The organism is Arthrobacter sp. NPDC097144 (assembly GCF_044762205.1).
Lineage (GTDB): Bacteria > Actinomycetota > Actinomycetes > Actinomycetales > Micrococcaceae > Arthrobacter_B.
Genome location: NZ_JBIWDW010000003.1, coordinates 405616 through 426423, shown reverse-complemented (window position 1 = coordinate 426423; position 20808 = coordinate 405616). Strand labels below are relative to the sequence as shown.

Annotated in this window: 25 protein-coding genes and 1 tRNA gene; 15 read left to right on the top strand and 11 right to left on the bottom strand. The window is 64.4% G+C overall.

The annotated features are described in order from the left end of the window. Positions 1–14: 14 nt before the first annotated feature. On the bottom strand, positions 15–383 hold the full coding sequence (locus tag ACIQXM_RS09075) for a VOC family protein (protein ID WP_400930608.1): 369 nt from the start codon (positions 381–383) through the stop codon (positions 15–17). A gap of 60 nt (positions 384–443) precedes the next feature. On the opposite strand from ACIQXM_RS09075, the gene ACIQXM_RS09070 reads away from it, so the two are divergent. Further along, positions 444–887 (top strand): MarR family winged helix-turn-helix transcriptional regulator, encoded by a 444-nt coding sequence (locus tag ACIQXM_RS09070; protein WP_400930606.1) that lies wholly within the window; start codon positions 444–446, stop codon positions 885–887. 78 nt (positions 888–965) lie between these two features. Further along, complete coding sequence (gene arfB / locus ACIQXM_RS09065) at positions 966–1388, top strand: alternative ribosome rescue aminoacyl-tRNA hydrolase ArfB (protein WP_400930604.1); 423 nt, start codon at positions 966–968, stop codon at positions 1386–1388. Positions 1389–1507: 119 nt separating this feature from the next. On the opposite strand, the gene ACIQXM_RS09060 is transcribed toward arfB, so the two are convergent. Then, complete coding sequence (locus ACIQXM_RS09060; protein ID WP_400930603.1) at positions 1508–2392, bottom strand: NAD-dependent epimerase/dehydratase family protein; 885 nt, start codon at positions 2390–2392, stop codon at positions 1508–1510. A gap of 206 nt (positions 2393–2598) precedes the next feature. Here ACIQXM_RS09060 and ACIQXM_RS09055 point away from each other — a divergent pair, with 206 nt between their 5' ends. Continuing rightward, a complete protein-coding gene (locus ACIQXM_RS09055; RefSeq protein ID WP_400930601.1) occupies positions 2599–2742 on the top strand; it encodes a hypothetical protein in 144 nt (47 codons plus the stop codon). A 129-nt stretch (positions 2743–2871) separates the two neighbouring features. Here ACIQXM_RS09055 and ACIQXM_RS09050 read toward each other — a convergent pair whose 3' ends face one another. After that, positions 2872–3426, bottom strand: coding sequence for a multiprotein-bridging factor 1 family protein (locus tag ACIQXM_RS09050; protein ID WP_400930599.1), 555 nt, complete (start codon positions 3424–3426; stop codon positions 2872–2874). Between the two features lie 156 nt (positions 3427–3582). Further along, a tRNA-Ala gene (locus tag ACIQXM_RS09045) sits at positions 3583–3655 on the bottom strand. Between the two features lie 247 nt (positions 3656–3902). On the opposite strand from ACIQXM_RS09045, the gene ACIQXM_RS09040 reads away from it, so the two are divergent. Continuing rightward, complete coding sequence (locus ACIQXM_RS09040; RefSeq protein WP_400930597.1) at positions 3903–4322, top strand: four-helix bundle copper-binding protein; 420 nt, start codon at positions 3903–3905, stop codon at positions 4320–4322. A 17-nt stretch (positions 4323–4339) separates the two neighbouring features. On the opposite strand, the gene ACIQXM_RS09035 is transcribed toward ACIQXM_RS09040, so the two are convergent. Beyond that, entirely contained in the window at positions 4340–4855 is a 516-nt protein-coding gene (locus ACIQXM_RS09035; protein WP_400930595.1) for a DUF664 domain-containing protein, read from the bottom strand. A gap of 154 nt (positions 4856–5009) precedes the next feature. On the opposite strand from ACIQXM_RS09035, the gene ACIQXM_RS09030 reads away from it, so the two are divergent. The 3 genes from ACIQXM_RS09030 (at position 5010) to ACIQXM_RS09020 (ending at position 8012) form a co-directional block, all read left to right on the top strand. After that, a complete protein-coding gene (locus ACIQXM_RS09030) occupies positions 5010–5234 on the top strand; it encodes a hypothetical protein (RefSeq protein ID WP_400930593.1) in 225 nt (74 codons plus the stop codon). 40 nt (positions 5235–5274) lie between these two features. Then, positions 5275–6024, top strand: coding sequence for an IclR family transcriptional regulator (locus tag ACIQXM_RS09025; protein ID WP_400930591.1), 750 nt, complete (start codon positions 5275–5277; stop codon positions 6022–6024). A gap of 74 nt (positions 6025–6098) precedes the next feature. Continuing rightward, complete coding sequence (locus ACIQXM_RS09020; protein WP_400930589.1) at positions 6099–8012, top strand: heavy metal translocating P-type ATPase; 1914 nt, start codon at positions 6099–6101, stop codon at positions 8010–8012. Positions 8013–8075: 63 nt separating this feature from the next. On the opposite strand, the gene ACIQXM_RS09015 is transcribed toward ACIQXM_RS09020, so the two are convergent. Beyond that, complete coding sequence (locus ACIQXM_RS09015; RefSeq protein WP_400930587.1) at positions 8076–9008, bottom strand: acetamidase/formamidase family protein; 933 nt, start codon at positions 9006–9008, stop codon at positions 8076–8078. Between the two features lie 217 nt (positions 9009–9225). On the opposite strand from ACIQXM_RS09015, the gene ACIQXM_RS09010 reads away from it, so the two are divergent. Then, entirely contained in the window at positions 9226–10221 is a 996-nt protein-coding gene (locus ACIQXM_RS09010) for a magnesium and cobalt transport protein CorA (RefSeq protein ID WP_400930585.1), read from the top strand. After that, positions 10218–10616: an META domain-containing protein gene (locus ACIQXM_RS09005; RefSeq protein WP_400930583.1), complete on the top strand. Its 399-nt coding sequence runs from the start codon at positions 10218–10220 to the stop codon at positions 10614–10616. Before ACIQXM_RS09010 ends, ACIQXM_RS09005 begins: the two co-directional genes overlap by 4 nt. Here the strand turns inward: ACIQXM_RS09005 and ACIQXM_RS09000 are convergent. From ACIQXM_RS09000 to ACIQXM_RS08985, 4 genes are all read right to left on the bottom strand, one after another. Beyond that, positions 10613–11731: a zinc-binding dehydrogenase gene (locus ACIQXM_RS09000; RefSeq protein WP_400930581.1), complete on the bottom strand. Its 1119-nt coding sequence runs from the start codon at positions 11729–11731 to the stop codon at positions 10613–10615. The genes ACIQXM_RS09005 and ACIQXM_RS09000 overlap by 4 nt on opposite strands. Continuing rightward, a complete protein-coding gene (locus tag ACIQXM_RS08995; protein WP_400930579.1) occupies positions 11728–13080 on the bottom strand; it encodes an MFS transporter in 1353 nt (450 codons plus the stop codon). Before ACIQXM_RS08995 ends, ACIQXM_RS09000 begins: the two co-directional genes overlap by 4 nt. A gap of 144 nt (positions 13081–13224) precedes the next feature. Beyond that, positions 13225–14244, bottom strand: a complete 1020-nt coding sequence (locus ACIQXM_RS08990; RefSeq protein WP_400930577.1) for a glycosyltransferase — start codon at positions 14242–14244, stop codon at positions 13225–13227. Positions 14245–14309: 65 nt separating this feature from the next. After that, a complete protein-coding gene (locus tag ACIQXM_RS08985; RefSeq protein ID WP_400930575.1) occupies positions 14310–15191 on the bottom strand; it encodes a manganese catalase family protein in 882 nt (293 codons plus the stop codon). 135 nt (positions 15192–15326) lie between these two features. Here ACIQXM_RS08985 and ACIQXM_RS08980 point away from each other — a divergent pair, with 135 nt between their 5' ends. From ACIQXM_RS08980 to ACIQXM_RS08960, 5 genes are all read left to right on the top strand, one after another. Beyond that, entirely contained in the window at positions 15327–16091 is a 765-nt protein-coding gene (locus tag ACIQXM_RS08980; protein WP_400930573.1) for an ANTAR domain-containing protein, read from the top strand. A 164-nt stretch (positions 16092–16255) separates the two neighbouring features. Then, positions 16256–16603: a hypothetical protein gene (locus tag ACIQXM_RS08975; RefSeq protein ID WP_400930572.1), complete on the top strand. Its 348-nt coding sequence runs from the start codon at positions 16256–16258 to the stop codon at positions 16601–16603. Then, complete coding sequence (locus ACIQXM_RS08970) at positions 16600–16848, top strand: hypothetical protein (RefSeq protein WP_400930570.1); 249 nt, start codon at positions 16600–16602, stop codon at positions 16846–16848. Before ACIQXM_RS08975 ends, ACIQXM_RS08970 begins: the two co-directional genes overlap by 4 nt. Positions 16849–17013: 165 nt before the next feature. Next, positions 17014–17736, top strand: a complete 723-nt coding sequence (locus ACIQXM_RS08965; protein ID WP_400930568.1) for a GAF domain-containing protein — start codon at positions 17014–17016, stop codon at positions 17734–17736. Between the two features lie 10 nt (positions 17737–17746). Next, positions 17747–18121: a hypothetical protein gene (locus ACIQXM_RS08960; RefSeq protein ID WP_400930566.1), complete on the top strand. Its 375-nt coding sequence runs from the start codon at positions 17747–17749 to the stop codon at positions 18119–18121. Positions 18122–18141: 20 nt separating this feature from the next. Here ACIQXM_RS08960 and ACIQXM_RS08955 read toward each other — a convergent pair whose 3' ends face one another. Beyond that, positions 18142–19023: a manganese catalase family protein gene (locus tag ACIQXM_RS08955; RefSeq protein WP_400930564.1), complete on the bottom strand. Its 882-nt coding sequence runs from the start codon at positions 19021–19023 to the stop codon at positions 18142–18144. A 293-nt stretch (positions 19024–19316) separates the two neighbouring features. On the opposite strand from ACIQXM_RS08955, the gene ACIQXM_RS08950 reads away from it, so the two are divergent. Next, positions 19317–20804, top strand: coding sequence for a S10 family peptidase (locus ACIQXM_RS08950; protein WP_400930562.1), 1488 nt, complete (start codon positions 19317–19319; stop codon positions 20802–20804). The last annotated feature ends 4 nt before the right edge of the window (positions 20805–20808 follow it).

Genomic DNA, 20808 nt, shown 5'->3' with positions numbered 1-20808 from the left:
GCGGAGCAGCGGACCTAGCTCCCGCTGTGGATGGTCACCGCATAGCCCTCCGGATCCAGAAAGGTGAAGGTGGTGCCGAACGGCCCCTCGAAGGGTTCCTGGGGAATGGTTACCCCGGCATCCGCCATGGTCCGGTGCAGCGCCGCGGCCTCCGGATCGTGCAGCCAGAGAACGACGCCGAGTCCGGGCTGTGCCACCGAGTCCAGGTCAACGCCGGGAATGGTTTCCCGCACGGCAAACGCGATGGGCGTCGTGGCAAAGACGACGGCATGCGGCGGTGAGACGGGCGCGCGGGTCAGCCCGACAACATCCTCGTAAAAGGACGCGGCTTTGGCCAGGTCGCGTACCTGCAGGGCAATGAAATCGGGTCCGGTTACTGTCATTGTGATTCCTTTGGTCAATGTCAGGGTCCTGACATGTTGAGCATATGTCAGGATATTGACATGGTCAAGGATGAAGAACTGCAGATTGGTTATCTGCTCAAGCGCGCCCAGGCGGTGCTTCACAGCAGGATGGACGAGGTGCTCCGTCCGCTGGGACTGAGCGTTCCCCAGTACGTGTGCCTGCACTTCCTGCAGCAGGAGCCGGGCATTTCGGCCGCTGAGCTTGCCCGGAGCGCCTTCGTCACCCGCCAGTCCATGAATGCACTGCTGCAGGGCCTCCAGGACCGCGGTCTGGTCGAGCGGCCGGCACGTCCGGCGTCGGGCCGGGCACTGCCCGCGGCGGTTACCGCCGTCGGCATGGCCGCCCTGGCCGAAGCGGAAGCGGCGGTCGACGGCGTGGAGCAGCGGATGCTGTCCCGCCTCGGCGAATCCGGCGCAGCGGCGCTGGGCCGGGGGCTCACCCAATGCACCGCCGCCCTCGAGGATGGCGAGCAGGCAGGCTGAAACGGCCGGACCTGCTGAAATCCGCGCCCACGGGTGGGGATTAACCCGGCCGGGATGCTCCCGTGGGAGGCTGGAGACATGGATCTGACCGTGTCCCCAGCGCTGACAATTCCCGCGTCGGAACTGAGCTGGCGTTTCTCGCGCTCCTCAGGCCCGGGCGGTCAGCATGTGAATACTTCGGACAGCCGCGCGGCGCTTTCCTGGAATGTGGCTGCCTCGGCCTCGCTGTCCGACACGCAGAGGCAAATACTGCTGAGGCGCCTGAAGCGGCACCTTATTGCCGGTACCGTCACCGTGACCGTCTCGGAGCAGCGCTCCCAGCTGCGCAACCGGGAGATTGCCTTGGCCAAACTTGCGGAGATGGTGGCGGACGGCCTCGCGCCGGAAGCTGCTGCCCGGCGTAAAACCAAACCGACCCGGGGTTCCAATCACCGGCGCCTCGATGCCAAGAAGCAGCGCTCCGCCACCAAGCGGCAGCGGCAGCGTCCACCCACCGACTAGCTGCCCGTGCTGCCCGACCACGGTCGCCGCTCAAACCCGCAAATCCATTAGGCCTGCCGGGACCCAGCCGGGGAAATGCTTCCCCAGCCGGGCCATCAGCCAGTGGTGCCGTTCAGGCGCTATTTCTGCAGCGCTTTTCCTTCGGCGTCCAGGTAATCGCGCCAGGACCGCTTGGGCTTCCAGCCAAGCATCCTTTGCGCCTTCGCGGTGGAGATGCCCGAGGCGTCGGTGCGGTCCAGATCGCGCAGTTCGATCTGGTCTCCGTAGTACTTCGTCAGCACTTCGGCAAAGTCGTGGCCGCCCACGTTGTCCGGTGAGGCGATGTAGAAGACTTCGTGTCCGGGCAGGTCCGACTCGGTTGCGAGCACAATCGCGTCCGCCAGGTCATAGACATCCACGTAGCTCCACAGTCCGGCGCTGAGTACCGAGCTGTCGCGGATCTGCGGCCCCAGGTTGTTCTCATAGTTACCCTCGAACTGCACCCAGCTGGGCCGGATCGAGATGCATTGGATGCCGGACCGGGCAACAGCTGCGTCCATGAGCTGCTCGCCGAAATGCTTCGCGAGCGCGTAGGGGTCCTGCGGGTGGATCGGATGCTCTTCGTCCACGGGAGCGTAGTCCGGAAGGAAATCCCGTTCCGGGAAGAAGAAGCCCGGTACGGTTTCGCTGGAGATGAAGACAAAGCGCTTGACGCCGAAGCTGACCGCTGCCTCCAGGATATTGAATGTGGCCATGAGATTGTTCTGGAAGACAACGTGGGGAGCGTGGCCCGTAGGCTCGGGGATCGCGGCGACATGCACCACCGCGTCCACTCCCTTGGCCAGCGCGTAGGCTGCACCTGCATCAGTGAGGTCAGCCATGATGTAGCGGGGCGCACCCTCCGGCTTCCGCTCGTACGAGGGTCGGTCCAGGTCGGTGGTGATGACTTCGTGCCCGGCGTCGATCATTGCCTGCGTTGTGGCACGTCCGACTTTTCCGTGGGCTCCGGTGATGAGGACTTTCATGGCTGCTCCTTGGGTTATTGCATGTCGCCCGAGTATAGGCCACGGAAAGGAGGGGTACGTGACGGCAGACACTGCGCCGTGGACACGGGACTCCGCGCGGATTCTATGGCCCGGGATCACGGATCCGGCTTCAGTCAACGTGGGCTACGCTACTGCCTACATGACCTACTCCGAATAGCTACAAGCTCGACGGAAGGACAAATGCAATGGGTGTTGTCGCCGGCTGGACGTTGACCGTGTTCCTCATCATCTTCCTTATTTCCGCGGTGACGATAGGAATTATCTACGTTGCCCGCAAGGGTGTGCCGCAGCGCGTGGTCAAACGTACCGCCCGCCGCAGCATAAATTGATGCTTCCAATCCCGGATCCGACCGAGGCTTTGTCTTGTCCAGCCGAGATCGTCCGGCCCGCGCCATGAAACCCCCAGCAGTGCGTTAGCGTGGCCGCGGGATAGAAACTGACCACAAAAAAGATCTGGGCTACAAACGGCGGCTAAGGGTCCCTTGATCCTCTTGCGCTACAGAGTCGACATGCTCGAGCCCCGCCGTCCCCTTCTTAGGGGATCTATCCACGGAAAGGCCATAACGGGACTGCAGTTCCGCCACCTGCTGCTCCAACTCCTGGATGCGGCGGTCCTTCTCTCGAAGCATGACCGCGGCATCCGTAGCCGCTGCGCTCAGACGATGGATCACGTCGGCACCAGACTCCTGTGACATGTTGGCCCACGCACTCCGCTTCGACTCCTGCATGAAGGACAGTGGCACCTTTGGGAGGTCTGAGTCCGGGCCAAGGCCGAGGATCTCGATCATCGCCCCGCGACGCCAGCTAAGGACTTCCTCGATGCGGCGCTGGGTGATTTCACGCGGCACCCGCTCGCCCGCCTCAAGTGAATAAAGGGACCGCTCTGAAACCCCAACCTTCTGGGAGAGGGACCGCCGGGTTAGGCCGGCCGCCTTGTAGCCATCCTGGATCAGTTCGCCAAGACGCTTTCTGTTTGCCAGTTCGTCACTGTGTGCTTTCGCGGAAATCGCCATAAGACGAGAGTATGCAGGAAATACGCAAACAATGACGAAGTTAAGGAAGTTTCCCCGAACCCTTGTCCTGCCCGGCAATACGGTCCGTGTGTCCGTACATTTTCGGTTTTTGTCCGTTTGCCTTGCCAGACCCCCGTCTGACTAGGCGTTTTATAGTGGAGCTTAGGGGAATCGAACCCCTGACCTTTTCATTGCGAACGAAACGCTCTACCAACTGAGCTAAAGCCCCAAGCCCGGCGCTTCGCCCTAAGGCCGGCCGGACAGCCCCGAGGGGCATAACCCCGATTCTAGACCCGGGCACAGGTTCATAGGCAAATCGCCGCGGCGTTCTGGCGGTCCGCAACACCTGCGGCCGCTTCTTCTCTGGTTGCCGCTTCCGGTGCGGCGCTATCCTGACAGCCCGGGCGGCAGCAGTCCCCCGGCCGCACTCCCAGCGAAACCGCACCGATCAGCGAACCGCCCAAAGGAGCAGTGCCATGACCCTCATCGAATCCGTACTTGCCGAACGTCCCGACGGCGCCGGAACAGACCTGGAAGCCGTCTCCACCTGCATCATTGCCTGTTTTGACTGCGTGCAGGTCTGCAACGCCTGCGCCGATGCCTGCCTCAGCGAGGACATGCTCGGTGACATGGTGGAATGCATCCGCAAGGACCTCAACTGCGCGGACATTTGTGCTGCCACCGGAACGGTGATCGCCCGTGTCGGCACCAGGTACGCCGGCTATCCGGACAGTACAACCGCACTGCTGAGAGCCTGCGCCGCAGCCTGTCACCAGTGCGCCGAAGAATGCGCCCAGCATGCCGCCGAACACGGACACTGCCGGATCTGCGCCGAGACCTGCCGGCGCTGCGCCGCCATGTGCGAGCAACTGCTGGTGGTCATGTCCCGCGGCTGAACGCGGCGGCTGCCCGCCTACGTGCCTGAAGCCAGCACCATTCCGCGGACATAAGCGGCCTGACCCACATGCTCCAGCCCGTCACCGAGGATGCTGATCAGCCGCACGCCCAGGGTCACGGGAGGATCCCACGCCTCATCTACCACCTGGTCCAGATCTCCTCCGGCCAGACCGGAAACAAAGGCAGCAGTGCGAGAGTGCACCGCCTCGTAGTAGCCCAGCAGCACATCGGCGGACTTCACCTGCACGGCCGAAACCTGCTCCGAGTCATGGCCGTATCCGGTGTCTTCGACAGCCAGCGGCAGCCCCACCCGCTCATACCATCCCTCCGCGGTCCAGGCCTGCTCGTGCCCGGCCAGGGGAGCAATCTGGGCGTCCTCACCCCGGGCCAGATGCCAAATCAGCCAGGAGATGGAGTTGCCCTCCGGATACGGGCGGTGGTTCAGTGCCCGGGCATCCAAGCCGTGGACCGCACGGCGGACAGTTTGGGGAAGCCTGCCAAAGGCATCAATGAGGAGATCGCTCTGTTCCATGTAGGTACTCCGAACTTCTTGTAGTGGGGGAACCGCCGCCATCCTTTCACGCACCGGAGCCGCGGAACAGAGCACCGGCACGGACAAATACCTTTGAAGAAAAACCCACCGCCGGCCGGGTGCATCCTGCTCCGGGGGACCTACGATTGCTCCCATGAGTTGGACCGACCAGCGTCCTCCGTGGCTTCCTCCGCTTCCCTCGCCCAACCGCGGCCGGATCCGCATTGTGCTGGGCATCATCCTGGTGGTGTGCTGCATGCTGGGCATCCTGGTGGTCGCCTTCCTGGGCGAAACACTGAGCATGTACACCTGGTGGCCGCTGGCCACGGGACTTGGCCTGCTCATGTCCGGCCTGCTCAGCCGCCGCCGAATGCCCTAGCTTAACCGTCGCCCAGTCCTGCCCGCCTAAGATGGGGCTCATGACTGATGCCCCCGACGCCGGCGTGCCAGCCCCCGCCCTCTCCCCGGGGCCAGGCGCCGGCTCCCTGTCCCAGACACTCTCGCGCGGCATCCAGGCCCTGGAGCTGCTCGCCGAGGCAGAGGCACCCCTGACCATTGCTGAACTGTCCCGGGGACTCGGCGTGCACCGCTCCATCGCGTACCGCATTTTGCGCACCCTTGAGGCGCATTCACTGGTTATGCGCGACGACGCCGGCCGGGTCACGACGGCGCCCGGCCTGGCAGCGCTGGCCCGCGGCGTATCGCGGGACCTGCAGACCGCAGCCCTGCCCGAACTCACCGTACTGGCCGACGAACTCTCCATGACCGCCTTCGTGGCAGTGTGGGACACCCGCGACTGCGTCACCCTCGTGACGGTGGAGCCGCGCCACAGCCGCACGGCACTGGTGCAGCGCCCCGGCACCCGGCATTCCTTCGCTGCCGGCGCTCCGGGCATCGCCATCCAGTCCGCCGTAGGCGAGGAACAATGGGCCCTGCTCGCTCCGGGACAGCCCTACCGGCCGGAATCAGCACTGGCCCGCACCCGGGGCTACGCCGTCAGCCACGATGAGGTCATTCAGGGCGTTTCCGCCGTCGCGTCACCCATCACTGCTTCCGGCCAGCTGCCCGCAGCAGTGTCCGTGGTGTATTTCGGGTCCGGCCGTGACGAGGAAACCCTGGGCCGCCGGCTGGCCGAAAGTGCGCGGCTGATCTCCTCCCGACTGACTTAACGGACCAGCCCCCATGAGTTAGGCAAGCTTTCTCTTGCTGGCAAGAGACCACCGGCAGGCCTATAACAAGAGACATGAAAGCCTTGCGCACAATCCGGAATTATCCGGTGGTGGCGGCGACCGTCGTCGTCGGACTGGCGGTGGCCGCACTCCTGGGAGCTGACCTGCACACCGCAGCCGCCTGGACGGCCTCCGCCTACGCGCTGCTCGTCGCCGCCGTGACCGCTGCCCGCATGATCCGCGACATCCTGCGCGGCCACTGGGGACTGGACATCCTGGCTGTTGTCGCCATCCTGTCCACCGTAGCCGTGGGCGAATACATTGCCGCCCTGATCATTGTCCTGATGCTCACCGGCGGCGAAGCCCTGGAAGACTACGCCGCAGGGCGTGCCCGCGGCGAGCTAGACGCCCTCCTGGCCAAGGCGCCGCAGGCAGCACACCGGCTGCCGCCCGACGGCGAGACCCCCGTGGATATCCCGGCCGACGACGTCGTTCCGGGTGATGTACTGCTGGTCAAACCGGCAGAACTCGTCCCGGTGGACGGAGTACTGCTGAGTGCACAAGCCAGTTTCGACGAGTCTTCACTGACCGGCGAGCCGTTGCCGGTGGGCCGCACCAAAGGCGACAAAGTCATGAGCGGCTCGGTGAACGGTACCGGGGCGGCACTGATCCGGGCCACCGAGACGACGGCGGACAGCCAGTACCAGCGCATCGTTGCCCTGGTGCGCGAAGCCGCGGAGTCCAAAGCCCCCGTGGTGCGTCTGGCGGACCGGTTCGCCGTGCCGTTCACCGCCTTCTCGCTGCTGCTTGCAGGAGCGGCCTGGCTGCTGACGGGCAACCCGGTCCGGTTTGCCGAGGTGCTGGTGCTCGCCACGCCCTGCCCCCTGTTGATTGCCGCACCGGTAGCCTTCATGGGCGGGATGAGCCGTTCCGCCCGCAACGGCATCATCGTCAAGGGCGGAGCCACCCTGCAGCAACTCGCCCGGGCTCGCAGCATCGCTTTCGACAAGACCGGCACCCTCACATACGGCAGGCCTGAACTTGCCGCCGTCGAACCCGCGCCGGCTTTTGCCGCCGAGGATGTGCTGCGCCTGGCCGCCTCCGCCGAACAGTATTCCTCCCACGTGCTGGCAGCCGCGGTCCAAAACGCCGCCCGCGAGCGCGGCCTGCAGCTGAGTCCGGCAGCCTCCGCGTCCGAATACGCCACCAACGGCGTGCGCGCGGAGGTGGACGGCCACACGGTCCTGGTGGGCAAGCGCAGCTTTGTGGCCGCGGAGGCTCCGGAAACCCCGGACGGCACCGGCACCCGGACGCACGGCGGGCAGCTTCGGGTCTATGTGGCCGTGGACGGCAGCTTTGCCGGCGTCCTGCTCCTGAGCGACACTCCCCGGCCCAATGCACGCGCCACCCTGGAGCGGCTGGCCTCACTTGGCCTGGAGCCGCCGGTCATGCTCACCGGCGACGGGCGCGCCTCGGCCGAAAGCACCGCCGCGGCCCTGGGCATCCGGGAGGTCCACGCAGAGCTTCTGCCTGAAGACAAGGTTCGGCTGGTCGCCGCCCTGCCGGGCCGGCCTGCCGTCATGGTGGGCGACGGCGTGAATGACGCACCGGTGCTGGCGGCAGCCGACGTCGGCATCGCCATGGGAGCCCGCGGCTCCACTGCCGCCGGGGAATCCGCTGACGCCGTGATCGTGGCCGATGACATCTCCAAGGTGGCCGACGCCGTCGTCATTGGCCGGCGGACAATGCAGATTGCGCTGGGCAGCATCTGGCTGGGGATTTCCCTGAGCGTGGGGCTGATGCTGGCGGCCGCGTTCGGGTTCATCCCCGCCGTGGCCGGAGCCCTCATTCAGGAACTCGTGGATTTGGCCGCCATCCTGAACGCCCTGCGCGCCCTGGGCGGCGGACGGCCTTCCGCTGTGCCCAAGCCGGGCGCAGACCTGCCCGCCAGGGTTGGCGCCGCAGCGCCGGGGCCTGCTCAGAACTGAATCCCGCGCGACAATCCCCCGTCCACCAGGATGTTTGCCCGGGCTGGCGGAGCGGATAGGAGCTCAGATGAGTTGGGTGCTGCGCCGGCGCAGGTCCGCGTGCAGGCCGCCGTAGGCGTGGACTTCCGGGAAAAGAGCCTTGGCCGCCTTGACCACCACGCTGTAATTGGCGTCCACTGCGTTGGCGATGGGGGCAAGGGCGGTTTGGGTCAGCAGCTGGTAAGCATCCATCTGGTGCAGGCCAAACAGTTCCGAGAACCAGCGGACCATCTCCACCTGCCCTATCCGCCACGAGTCCTCCATGGGCCGGGAGGAGCCAACGGCCATCCACTGGGAGTCGGTTTCCAGCCGCGGCCAGGCCGGCGCCCCGCCTTTGATGAGTTCCACAATGATGGTGGAGTTCATGGCACCCTCCACAGCGGTGCCGCAGGCTTCGCCCTCACCCTGGCGGTAGTGGCCGTCGCCGACGGAAAACAGTGCCCCCTCCTGGTTGACACCGAGGTAGACCGTTGTTCCGGCCTTCACCTCAGGAGAATCCATATTTCCGCCGAAGCGTTCCGGAACGAGCGCCGAACGGACCTCTCCTCCCGGCGGTGCAACGCCCACGGTCCCCAGCATGGGTTCCAGCGGCAAGGCGAGCTCAAAGTTGCCGAACCTGGCCGTGAAACCCACGGTGTTCCGGACCGAATCAACATGGTAAATCCAGGTGGTGTCCGGCAACGGGTCCTGCAGGAACGCCGTGCGGTCCGTGCTGGTGAGGCCGCCGAAAAAGGGGATGGTGGCCGAGGCACCAAAGCTGCGCGCGGGGGTCAGCTCCACAATGTGCAGCGCCAGCGTGTCTCCGGGCTCGGCCCCTTCCACATAAAAGGGACCGGTCTGCGGATTCACGAAATTGAGGTCCACCTTCTCGCTGGAGAGATCCTCAACGGAGGTCAGCGCGTTATTGAAGGCATCCTCGGACCACAGTTTCAAAGCGGTGCCCGGCTTAACTCTCATAACGGGAGCAGCTCCCCCGAAGGTGTACACCAGCTGGTCACGACGCGGCCTGTATTCAATGGTCTCCATGAGCGGACACTACAGGCTCCCCGATCATCACGGAACAACCCGGAAAAGGGGTCCGCAGTCCGGGTGCGGGCCGAAGACAGGGATAATGGACGACGTCCGGCCGCAGCTGCGGCCGGCTGTGCCGGGTTCAACAAGCTAGGGGACGTCCATGACCTTGATCGATAACGGTGTGTATGTGGACGGCAAGCGGCAGCACACCCCCGAAAGCCTTGACGAGACCTTCGAGCTGACGCGCAGTTCCGGCGGAATGGCCTGGATTGGCCTGTACCGCCCCGATGACATTGAGCTGCTGGCCGTCGCCGAGGAATTCGGCTTGAACCTGCTGACGGTGGAGGACGCCCTGGCAGGACACCAGCGCGCCAAACTGGAGCACTATGACACCACGCTTTTTGCGGTGCTGCGCCCCGCGCGTTACCTGGACGACATCGAACGGGTGGAGTTCGGTGAGCTGCACGTTTTTGTGGGGCCGAACTTTGTGGTGACGGTCCGGCATGCCGAGTCCCCGGATTTGGGCCGCGTCCGCAAGCGCCTTGAGCAGGAACCTGACCTGCTGGCGCTGGGCCCGCATGCCGTGCTGTACGCCGTCCTGGACCAGGTGGTGGACGAATACGCACCGGTTGCCGCGGGGCTGGAGAACGATATCGACGAGATCGAGGACCAGCTGTTCGGCGGCGATGTTGAGGTCTCCCGCCGCATCTATGAACTTTCCCGCGAAGTCATCCAGTTCCAGCGGGCGATCACGCCGCTCGAAGGCATGGTGGGCACCCTGCGGAGCAACACCGGAGAGTTTGGCATCCCGGATCAGCTGCAGGACAACCTGGGCGATGTCCTGGACCACGTCCTGCGCCTGATCGACCGGGCCAACGCTTACCGTGCCCTGCTGGAGAATGCCCTGAACCTCTCCTCCACCCTGGCCTCGAACCGGCTGGCAGAAACCTCCATTGCGCAGAACGAGCAGGTCAAACGCATCTCTTCCTGGGCTGCCATCCTGTTCGCCCCAACCCTCATTGGCGCCATCTACGGCATGAACTTCGAAAACATGCCGGAACTGTCCTGGGAATGGGGATATCCTTTAGCCCTCGGCGCCATGGCCGTCATGGCGGCCGCTCTGTATCTGACCTTTAAGAGGAACAAGTGGCTTTGAGCACGCGACGCCGTCCTGCTGGTCCGTTCCTGCTGCGAGCCACCCTCCTGCTCGGTGCGGTGCTGACCGCCGCCGGGCTGTCATCCTGTGCGGACTCCGCCGGCGCGCCCGTCCCGTCGGTGGAAGGCACCTGGGGCAACACCTCTGATTCCAGTGCTCCGTCCCTGGACTTTGCCTCCGACGGGCGGGTCACGGGCACCGACGGCTGCAACCGCCTCATGGGCCGCTGGACCCAGGACGGTATTGAAGTCAGGATCATCGATCTCGCTGCCACCATGATGTTCTGTCAGGATGTCGACACGTGGCTTTCCGCTGCCTTCACCGCTGAAATTGACGGGGAAACCCTGGCCGTGTTTAACGAGGATGGCGAACCGATCGGCACGTTGGAGCGTTAGCCGGCGGTTTCCTTCTCAAAGTGGATCATCTGGCGCAGGGCCCGGCCTTCAGCCAGGTCATCCATGGCCCTGTTGATGTCCGCCAGCGGGATCCGGGCGGACACCAGCTTCTCCACCGGGAGCCGTCCCTGTCGCCAAAGATCGGCAAAGATGGGCACGTCGCGGGAAGGGACCGCTGATCCCAGGTAGCTTCCAATGACGGTCCGGGCTTCCGCCACCAGGGTGAGCGGCGAAATCTGTGCCAGGGCCGTTGGAGCGGGAAGCCCCACTGTGATTGTTGTTCCGCCGGGTTCCGTCTGCTGCACCGCGGTCTCAAAAGCGCGGGCGTTGCCGGCGGCTTCCACCACCACGGCCGCCGTGATGCCCTTAGACGCAGCGTCCGCCGGGGTGTACGCCGCCGCTGCACCCAGAGCCAGTGCCTGCTCCAGCTTCTCCTCGTTGGCATCAACGCCGATGACCTCGGCGCCCAGGGCCCGGGCTGTCAGCAGCGCAGCCATTCCCACCCCGCCAAGGCCCACCACCATGAGGGTGTCTCCCGGTTCAGGCCGGGCCAGGTTGAGCACGGCCCCGCCGCCGGTCAGGACCGCGCAGCCCAGCAGAGCCGCAACTTCCGGCGGCACGTCGTCCTCAACTTTCACCACGGAGCGCTGATCCACCACGGCATGGGTGGCAAAACCGGACACTCCGAGGTGATGCAGCACGTCCGCGCCGCCGCGGTGCAGCCTGACCTGCCCGGACAGCAGCGTGCCTTTGGTGTTTGAGGCGGTCCCCTCACTGCAGGGCAGCCGCCCGTTGGAGGCGCAGCCGCGGCACTTTCCGCAGCGCGGGAGGAAGGTCATCACCACCCGGTCCCCCGGAACCAGGTCCGTCACTGAGCTACCGGCGCTTTCCACTATTCCGGAGGCTTCGTGGCCCAGCAGCATGGGGACCGGCCGCGTCCGGTCCCCGTTCACCACGGACAGGTCCGAGTGGCATATCCCGGCGCATTCGATCCGGACGCGGATTTCGTTGTCCCCCGGGTCGTCCAAGTCCAAATCGCAGACGGTCAGCGGGCGGGAGTCCGCGTATTTTGCCGCCGCCCCAATCTGCTCAAGCACTGCTCCCCGGATTTTCACCGTGTGCTCTTGTGGACCTCGTCCACGTGCAGGTCAGCACCCTTGGTCTCCTTGACCATGCTGACGGCGGTGAAGGAAATGACGCACAGGACCATGATGTAGATGCCGATCGACGGCGACCATCCCGTTTCATTCAGCAGGGCCTGCGCAATGGTCGGCGCGAACGCCCCGCCCAGGATCGCTCCGAGGGCGTAACCGATGGATACCCCTGAATAGCGCACCCGGGCAGGGAACATTTCCGCGTACATGGCCGACTGCGGTCCGTAGGAGAGGCCCAACCCGATGGTGAGCACAAAAATCGCCACGGCAAACGCGATGATGTTGGTGGTGTCGATCAGCAGGAACATGGGAACCGACCAAAGGAAAACCCATACATAGCCAATTTGGAAGGTGCGGATCCGGCCGATCCGGTCCGAGAGGATCCCGCCGTAGAGCGTAAAGATCAGCCAGCCGAAGGAGCCCAGGGTGGTGGCCAGCAGGACGGATGGCCGGTGCATGCCCAGTCCGCCCGCTTCGGGTTTGCCTGCGGCGTAGGAGGCAAAGAAAGCGATGACGAGGTAACCGGCGGCGTTGTTCGCAATGAAGATCAGGGCGCTGAGGACGACTTCGCGGGTGTTGTGCTTGAACAGCTGGCCCAGGGGCGCGGAGGACTCCTTTTTACGTTCCTGGATTTCCTTGAAAATGGGGCTCTCATCGACGGAGCGGCGGATAAAGTAGCCGACGCCGATGAGCACCACGGAGAACAGGAACGGGATCCGCCAGCCCCAGGCCAGGAACTGATCCTCGGTGAGGGCAGTGCTCAGCACGTACATGACGAAGGTTGCCAGGATCATTCCGATCGGAACGCCGATCTGCGGGTAGGCGCCGAACATTCCCCGTTTGTTCACCGGGGCGTGCTCAACCGACAACAGCGCCGCGCCTCCCCATTCGCCGCCGGCCGAGAAGCCCTGCAGGATGCGCAGCAGCACCAGCAGAATGGGGGCAGCCACTCCGATCTGCGCGTACGTGGGGACCAGGCCGATGAGGGAGGTGGACGCGCCCATCATCAGCAGGGTGAAGACCAGCATTTTCTTGCGTCCCAGCCGGTCGCCAAGATGTCCGGCCACGACAGCGCCGAGCGGGCGGAACAGGAAGCTGATGCCGATGGTCGCGAATGAGACGACCTGTCTCAGCGGGCCTTCGCTGACCGGCCCGAAATACAGGGTGGCCAGGACCAGCCCCGCAGCCTGGGCATAAATGAAGAAGTCGTACCACTCAATGGTGGTGCCCACCAGGGTCCCGGCAAGGACCTTCCGCTCCTCCCGGGTCATCCGGCCGGTGGAAGGCGCGCCTGCAATGCTGCTGCTCATGAAAACTCCGTTGTTGTCTGGGGGGCCGCTGTCAGGTCAGCGTGGACTCGGGCAATAACTGAAAGAACGGTCGGTCACTCACTGTCTGCGGTAAAAATACACTGAATGAGACGTATTTCACAGCAAGCAGAGTGTGGTGCCGTTTTATGACAGCGGCGGGCGTGCCCCTGGGGTTCGCCGTTGAGACGTCCCCGCGCGCATCCGGCGAAGCCGGCGCAGTGAATGGCCGGCCGTTCGCAGTCGCGTCCCGCCGTAGGGAATGCCGCCGCGCAGGCGCCATCCGGCTGCCAGCCACACGCAGAACGCCCGCTCCACTACCCACAGCGGCGCCCAGAGCGCGGCATCGGCGCTGAACACCCGAGCGCCGTGCGACCGGCGCCGGCCGGACTCGGCCACAAGGATGCCTGCAGCCGCCAGCGCTGCCAGCCCTGCCGGTTTCCGGAGGCACATCAGTAGTGCCGGGAGCAGCGCAAGTTCGGCGGCCAGGCGCCCCGGCTGGGCGAAGTCATCGTAGGCCTGGCGTACCCGCTGCCGACGGAAATGCAGGCCCGAACACGGAACCCGGGGAACAAACAGGTCATCTGCCCGAATCTCGCGTCCGCCTGCTGCGCGAATGGTCCGCAGCAGCTCGAGGTTTTCGAACAATACATTTCCGCTGTACCCGCCGGCGGCCTGGAAGGTGGACCTTCGGAGCACGAGCGTCCCGGGATAATCCGACCCAAAAGCCCGGTTCACCAGGGTTCTGGCCGTGTCCCAGCGGGCGTGCCAGGGCAGCGGCGCCGGGAAGTAGTTTTGGGGGCGGACGACGTCGGCCTCCGCCAGCAGCGCGACGGCCCGCTCCAGCGCTTCCCGGGTGTACCGCACGTCGTCGTCGGCAATGACCAGGTATTCGCGCTCCATCAGCTGCACACCCGTCAGGACCCCCGCCACTTTTCCATTGGCGCAGTCCAAGTTGCGGGGCCGGCAGTGGCGCACCGCGCGGGGAAAGGAACGGGCATGGGCCGCAAAAACGTGCGGCGGCGATCCGTCCACCACAAGGACCGGGAGCCACCGGCTCAGCTCCTCCAGGTACGAAGACAGCGGTTCCAGATCCGCGTCGTCGTTCCATTTAAGCGGCAAAATGTATCCGGCCTCCGACACCATGGGTGCCACCGCGCGCGTCACTGGTTCCCTCCTTAGCCGCCCCGGAGGCTCCGCGGCTGCCGAAGAGGCAGCCGCGGAACCCGCTGCTATTCCCTGTGCAGTTTGTCCTGCACCCTGCCGGCCATCTTCTCGACTGAGTTGGGCAGATCGGTTGTCCCGTAATAGCGCGCATCCACCCGGGTGGGCGGCGGCATGGGAGACGACGTCGTCGGCCCGTCGTGGTAGCTGAACTCGCCGTGGCCGTCCGGCGTGGGGCCGGAGGCCCAGCTCCCATCGGATGCCGCCTTGCCGTCCGAGAAGTTCAGGTACTGGTAGGACACGGACCGTTCTTCCTTCTTGATCGGGAAGTTCGAGGGCACCGGCAGCAATTCCGCGCCCTCCTCCTGCAGCTCCTTCGCGGCTGCCAGCCACTGGTTCTGGTGCATGGTGTCCCGCGCCAGCAGGAAGGACAACATATCCCGCACGCCGTGGTCATCGGTCATGTGATAGAGACGGGCCACCTGCAGACGGCCCTGCATTTCCGCGTTGGCGTTGGCGGTAAAGTCTGCCAGCAGGTTGCCGCTGGCGGTGATGTAGCTGCCCTGCCAGGGATTCCCGTTGGAATCCACCGGGCGTGCTCCGGCACCGGCGACAATGGCCTGCTGGACATCCATGCCGCCGACAACGGCAGCGACAGTCGGGTCGGACTGAACAGCATCCTCGGTGATTCCCAGCGGTGCCTTTTCCAGCAGCTGGGCAATCATGATCGCCAGCATCTCCACATGGCCCATCTCCTCGGCCCCGATCCCGTAGAGAAGGTCCCGGTATTTACCCGGGATATGGGAGTTCCACGCTTGGAATCCATATTGCATGGCAACGGTGATCTCACCGTACTGGCCGCCGAGGACTTCCTGGAGTTTGCGGGCATAGACGGCGTCCGGTTTTTCCGGTGTGGCCTTGAACTGGAGCTCCTGTCGATGAAAGAACAATCTGTGCCTCCAATGGTGTTTTCTCATGCGGTCCCGTTGGGGAACCTCCTGTGATGGGACAAAAAATTAGCTCAAGGACTGACTCATAAGCAAGCTTTCTAATAGACTTCTGACATGGGGTATGAGCTGTTTGACATGAGCAACGGTCCCCGGGAGATGCACAGCGCACCCTTGGAGGCCTTCGATGAGTTCCTCGGCGATCACCTCCAGACCCTGATTCTGGACAGCGTCGATGTAGACGAATTTCTGTCCCGATTCGCCGGGTATTCAGCGAGACGCCTCTCAACAGACGAATCGGAAATCATCTGCGGCTTGACCCTGCTGCGGGACCGGAAACGGGCAAGTGCCGCATTCAGCGATGAGCGGGGCCGCCGGCTGGACGAAATCCAGAACGGTTTCGGCGACGGGCCCTGCCTCCAGGCGGCCCGCGAGCAGGTCACGGTGCACGTATCCGATCTGGAGTCAGAAACGCGCTGGCCGGAGTACGTAGCAGCTCTTCGGGCGAACGGTGTCTCATCCGTTGCTGCCGTTCCGTTCAATCTTGAATCGGAGGGCCAGGCGGCGCTGAACCTCTATGCAACGCACCCCAAGGCCCTGGACGCACCGACGATTGCCACTGCCGAGGATTATGCCCGCAGGGCAGCGAAATCCCTGCGGCTGGCCGTGAGGTTTTCCGTTCGGGAGGACAATGCCGCTGACTTGAAGGCTGCCTTGGAGTCGCGGACGACCATAGATCTTGCAGTGGGGATCATTATGGGCCAAAACCGGTGCAGCCAGCACGAAGCCTTCACCATCCTGCGGGCAGCTTCGGGGCGCTCCAACATGAAGCTGCGAAACCTCGCCGGACAGATCGTGGCGTCCATGGGAGAGCCTTCGCCGCAGACTCATTTCGACCCGTAGGACAGCCCGGTCCCGCGCCGCCGGCTCATTGAAATCTCACCAAAATGAAGCGGCTCAGGGGATTGCGGTCACGTCAGCCCGGGCGCTAGCGTAGTTTTACGGCCCAGAAGTGCGCCAACTTTCCAAGATCATAGGCATGTCTCGGGGAAGCTATGGACCACAAATTGAACGCACTCATCCGACTGGACCTTGAGCCGGCCGCCGCTGTTATCGAAATTACCGGCTGCCTTACTCTGGGCGGCTCCCGGGCGCTCCTGCCGGTAATCCGTCGCCTCGGAGACCTCCGGGAGACAGGGCTCCACTGCGTCACAGTCAGCCTCCTATCCGCCGTGCATGTGGACGCAGAGGGCTTGGCCTACCTCCAGGGATTGAATTCCATGTCGCCGGATTCCCTGACCGGTTCCCCGCTGAAGCTGCGGGTCCAGGCTCCGGACCGCCTGCCGGAATGCCCCTCCGGCGGCCTTGACTTCGCTGCCAGCGGCCTCGGCACCATCGGGGGGACTGACTTATGAGAACCAGATATCTGAAACCCTTTTTTCCGGACCAGCTCGAGTCGATGGGACTTCCCACGGATCCGACTGACACCCACGGCTTGGCGGCCCTTCCGACCCCCACGCTGCAGGGGATGGTGGACCGCGTTTATGAGCAGCTGGACACCGATTATCCCTCGCTTGAAGCGGCCGACTGGTACAACGCCCTCACGGAGGTCCTGGACCAGCGGGCGGACGGGCCGGACGTGCTGGACCGCCCAGCCTGAGCCGCCTTCTGCGCACCCGGAGGGACGCCTCACAGGCGTCCGGAATGTGTAGTATCGGAAGTATTCGGGCCGTGGCGCCGAGACTTTTCATGCTCACGCATTGTCCCCCACACGGCCCCCATCGGACCGGCACTCACTGGCCCCGAAACGAATGCGAGGCCCACCATGACTGCCGACCTTCCGCTGGATGAACTGTCAACAACCTTTGCCCGGATCCAAGGTCTGCTGCTGACTGAGGAGACGGTGAGTCATGCAGTGGATCTTCTTGCTGATGCGGCAAAGGAATCCATTCCGGGAACTTCCGGCGCAGGTGTGTCCCTGATGGACGAACAAGGCCGCAGGACCAGCCGCGGGGCCACGGACGGCATCGTCAAGGATGCCGATTCGCTGCAGTACGAGCTCAGTGAAGGTCCGTGCCTCACGGCTTGGGCAACAACCGGGACTGTCCGATCGGATGACCTGTTCAATGAAGAACGGTGGAAGCTTTGGACGCCGAGGGCTGCCGCACTGGGCCTGCGGTCAGTCCTGAGCGCACCGTTGGTGTTTAAGGCCGAGTCGGTCGGAGCCATCAAGGTCTATTCGAAACTGCCGGGAGCTTTCGACGCCCGCAGCGAACGCCTGTTGACGCTCTTTGCCGGCCCGGCCGCAACGCTGTTGGCCAACGTCCAATCCGCGCAGGCTCCCCGCCGCCTCAGCAGTCAGCTCAAGGACGCCATCACCAGCCGTGACAGCATTGCCTTCGCACGCGGGATCCTCATGGAGCGGGAAGGACTGAGCGAAGACGAATCCATGGCACGCCTGCTGGAGCTTGCCCGGAAACGCAGGGAAACTCTCCGCACTGCTGCCGCGTCAATTGTCGCGGGCAGCGGAAAGCACCACCAGGGTTAAGGACGGAAGAATGGGCTTTGACGCGGTAGAGCCGGAACAGCGCAGGCGGCTGAGGGAGGCATTAACGCAGGCAAAAATCGATACGTCCCAGCTGTGGATGAGGTACTTCAGCATCGGCGGCGAGGCCGGAGAGTACGAGGTGGACGCCTATGTGAACGGATCCCTGTCCCTTCCCCCGCTGCAGCGCGACATTCTGGCACATGCGGCGAACGAACTCATTGATGACCTGCCGCCCCGCCTGCGCGCCCCGTATTGTGACGACGACGACTTGCCGGGCCGCGGCAGTAACGGCGGGCAGACCGATGAGCAGCCCCCCGGCGACGAAGGGTCGGGCCGGGAGGGATCCCGGAGACCGCGCCGAGATGCCGGCCCGGATCAGGAATGATCAGGGCCGGCATCGGTGTCTTACTCTTTCTTCAGCTTGTCCTGCGCCGCGCCGGCCGCTTTTTCAACCGTGTTGGGCAGTTCAGTGGTGCCGTAGTAGCGCGAATCGGGATGGGTGGGCGGCGGCATGGGCGCCGACGTCGTCGGCCCGTCGTGGTAGCTGAATTCGCCGTGGCCGTCCGGCGTGGGGCCGGAGGCCCAGCTCCCCTCTGACGCTGTTTGGCCGTCCGAGAAGTTCAGGTACTGGTAAGACACCTCGCGGTATTCCTTGTTCAGCGGGAAATTGGAGGGGACGGGCATTTGCTCCGCTCCTTCGGCCTGGAGTTCCAGTGCCGCTGTGGTCCACTGGTTCTGGTGCATCGTGTCCCGCGCCAGCAGGAAGGACAACAGATCCCGCACGCCGTGGTCATCGGTCATGTGATAGAGGCGGGCCACCTGCAGACGGCCCTGCATTTCCGCGTTGGCGTTGGCGGTAAAGTCTGCCAGCAGGTTGCCGCTGGCGGTGATGTAGCTGCCCTGCCAGGGGTTTCCGTTGGAGTCCACGGCCCGTGCTCCGGCACCGGCCACAATGGCATGCTGGACGTCCATGCCGCCAACCACTGCCGCCACCGTGGGATCATCCTGCACTGCATCCGAGGTGATTCCCAGCGGTGCCTTTTCCAGCAGCTGGGCGATCATGACGGCCAGCATCTCCACGTGGCCCATTTCCTCGGCGCCGATTCCGAACAGCAGGTCACGGTACTTGCCGGGTATGTGGGTGTTCCAGGCCTGGAATTCATACTGCAGGGCGACGGTAATTTCACCGTACTGGCCGCCGAGGACTTCCTGCAGCTTGCGGGCATAGACGGCGTCGGGCTGGCTGGGGGTGGATTTGAACTGCAGTTCCTGCTTATGGAAAAACATCGGTACCTCCCTGTGAGTTGGAGCACCTGGATCCGCGCCGCTGTGGACTCGGCGAACCGGTGCGCGTGTCCTAAACGTAGCCCCGCGGCGGCCCCCAGGGAAGATAGTCAGCTTACTTACTATCTCTTTTCTTTTGGATGCTTCAGGATCAGCGGAAGGCCGGGATACCACTGATATTCTCCTCCTGGGCGAGCAGGTGAACCTCCTCCGCACCTTCGCAGGGGCGCACGGATCACCAATGCCCCATGCCGCAACCTGACGGCTGTCGCGGCAGAACTGGTTAGACTGCTCCAATGCCCCACGATGAGCCGCACCAGGACGCCAACAACCAGCCGCAGGAGCGGGTGACCGACGATTTCGCCATGCGGCGCCACACGCTGCCGTCGGGCCTGGCCTACACCACCACCACCGGACGAATGGTGCTTCGCCGGGAGGAAACCAAGGACGGGAAGTCCGAGGGGTTCCAGCCCAAAGCGGAGATTTTCCTCGTTGCCTACACAGCGGACGCGGACACAACCGGAAAGACTGAGTCCGCTGCCCCCGCCGCCAATCGGCGGCCCGTGGTTTTTGCCTTCAACGGCGGGCCCGGCTCATCCTCGGTCTGGTTGCACATGGGCCTGCTGGGTCCGCGGATGGTGGACTCCGGAGACGTGGGTTCGCTGACTCCTCCTCCGTTTGGCCTGGTGGACAATCCAGAAACCATCCTGCGGCACGCGGATCTGGTGATGATCGACCCGGTCAACACGGGATTCTCCCGCGTGGTGGATGGCAACGAAGCCGGTGAATTCCACGGCTTCGAGGAAGACCGGGACCTGGTGGCCGAAGTCATCCGCCTTTGGACCACCCGCAACAACCGCTGGCTCAGCCCGAAATATCTGGTGGGCGAGTCCTACGGCACCCTCCGGGCCGTCGCCGTCGCGGGACGCCTTTTTGACGCCTACGGAATGGCCGTCAACGGCCTGGGATTAATTTCCACGGTGCTGAACATGGCCACCCTCGACTTCGCCCCGGGCCGCGACACCCCTTACGCCCTGCACCTGCCCACCTATGCGGCCATCGCCCATTTCCACGGGCGGCACGGGGACCTGGACCTGTCCGACGCGGTGTCCCGGGCCGAGGAGTTTGCCGGACGGGAGTTCGGCTATGCCCTCACGCAGGGTGCGCGGCTGAGCACGGAGGAGTACGACGACGTCGTCCGCCGGCTCGCTGACATCACCACCCTGGACGAGGGCTTCATTCGCCGCACCAACCTGCGCTGGGACTACGCGCAGTTCTCGGCGGAGCTGCTGCGGAACGAGAATCTGGTGGTGGGCAGGATCGACGGCCGTTTCACTGCCCCGGGTGCAAGTCAGCAGGACTCCATCAACTGGGATGATCCCAGCCTGCGCGCCATTAACGGACCCTACGCAGCGGCCATCAACCACTATGTGCGGGCCGAGCTGGGTTATGAAAACGACTTGCCGTATGAAATCCTCACCGGCCGGGTCCAGCCTTGGAGCTACAAGAACTTCGAAGGTGTTCCGGTGGACGTCACCGGGACCCTTGAGCGGCTGCTGTCACACAACCCGGCCCTGCGGGTGCACGTGGACTACGGCTATTACGACGGCGCCACGCCCCACTTCGCGGCAGAGTACGTGTGGGCGCATATGCGGCTCGAGGATGCAGCCCGGGCACGGTTCTCGCATCACTATCACGAGGCCGGCCACATGATGTACCTGAAGCCCGAATGCCGGCTGGATCAGCTCTCAGCCCTGGCCGATTTTGTGACCGGAGGGCAGTAGCGGG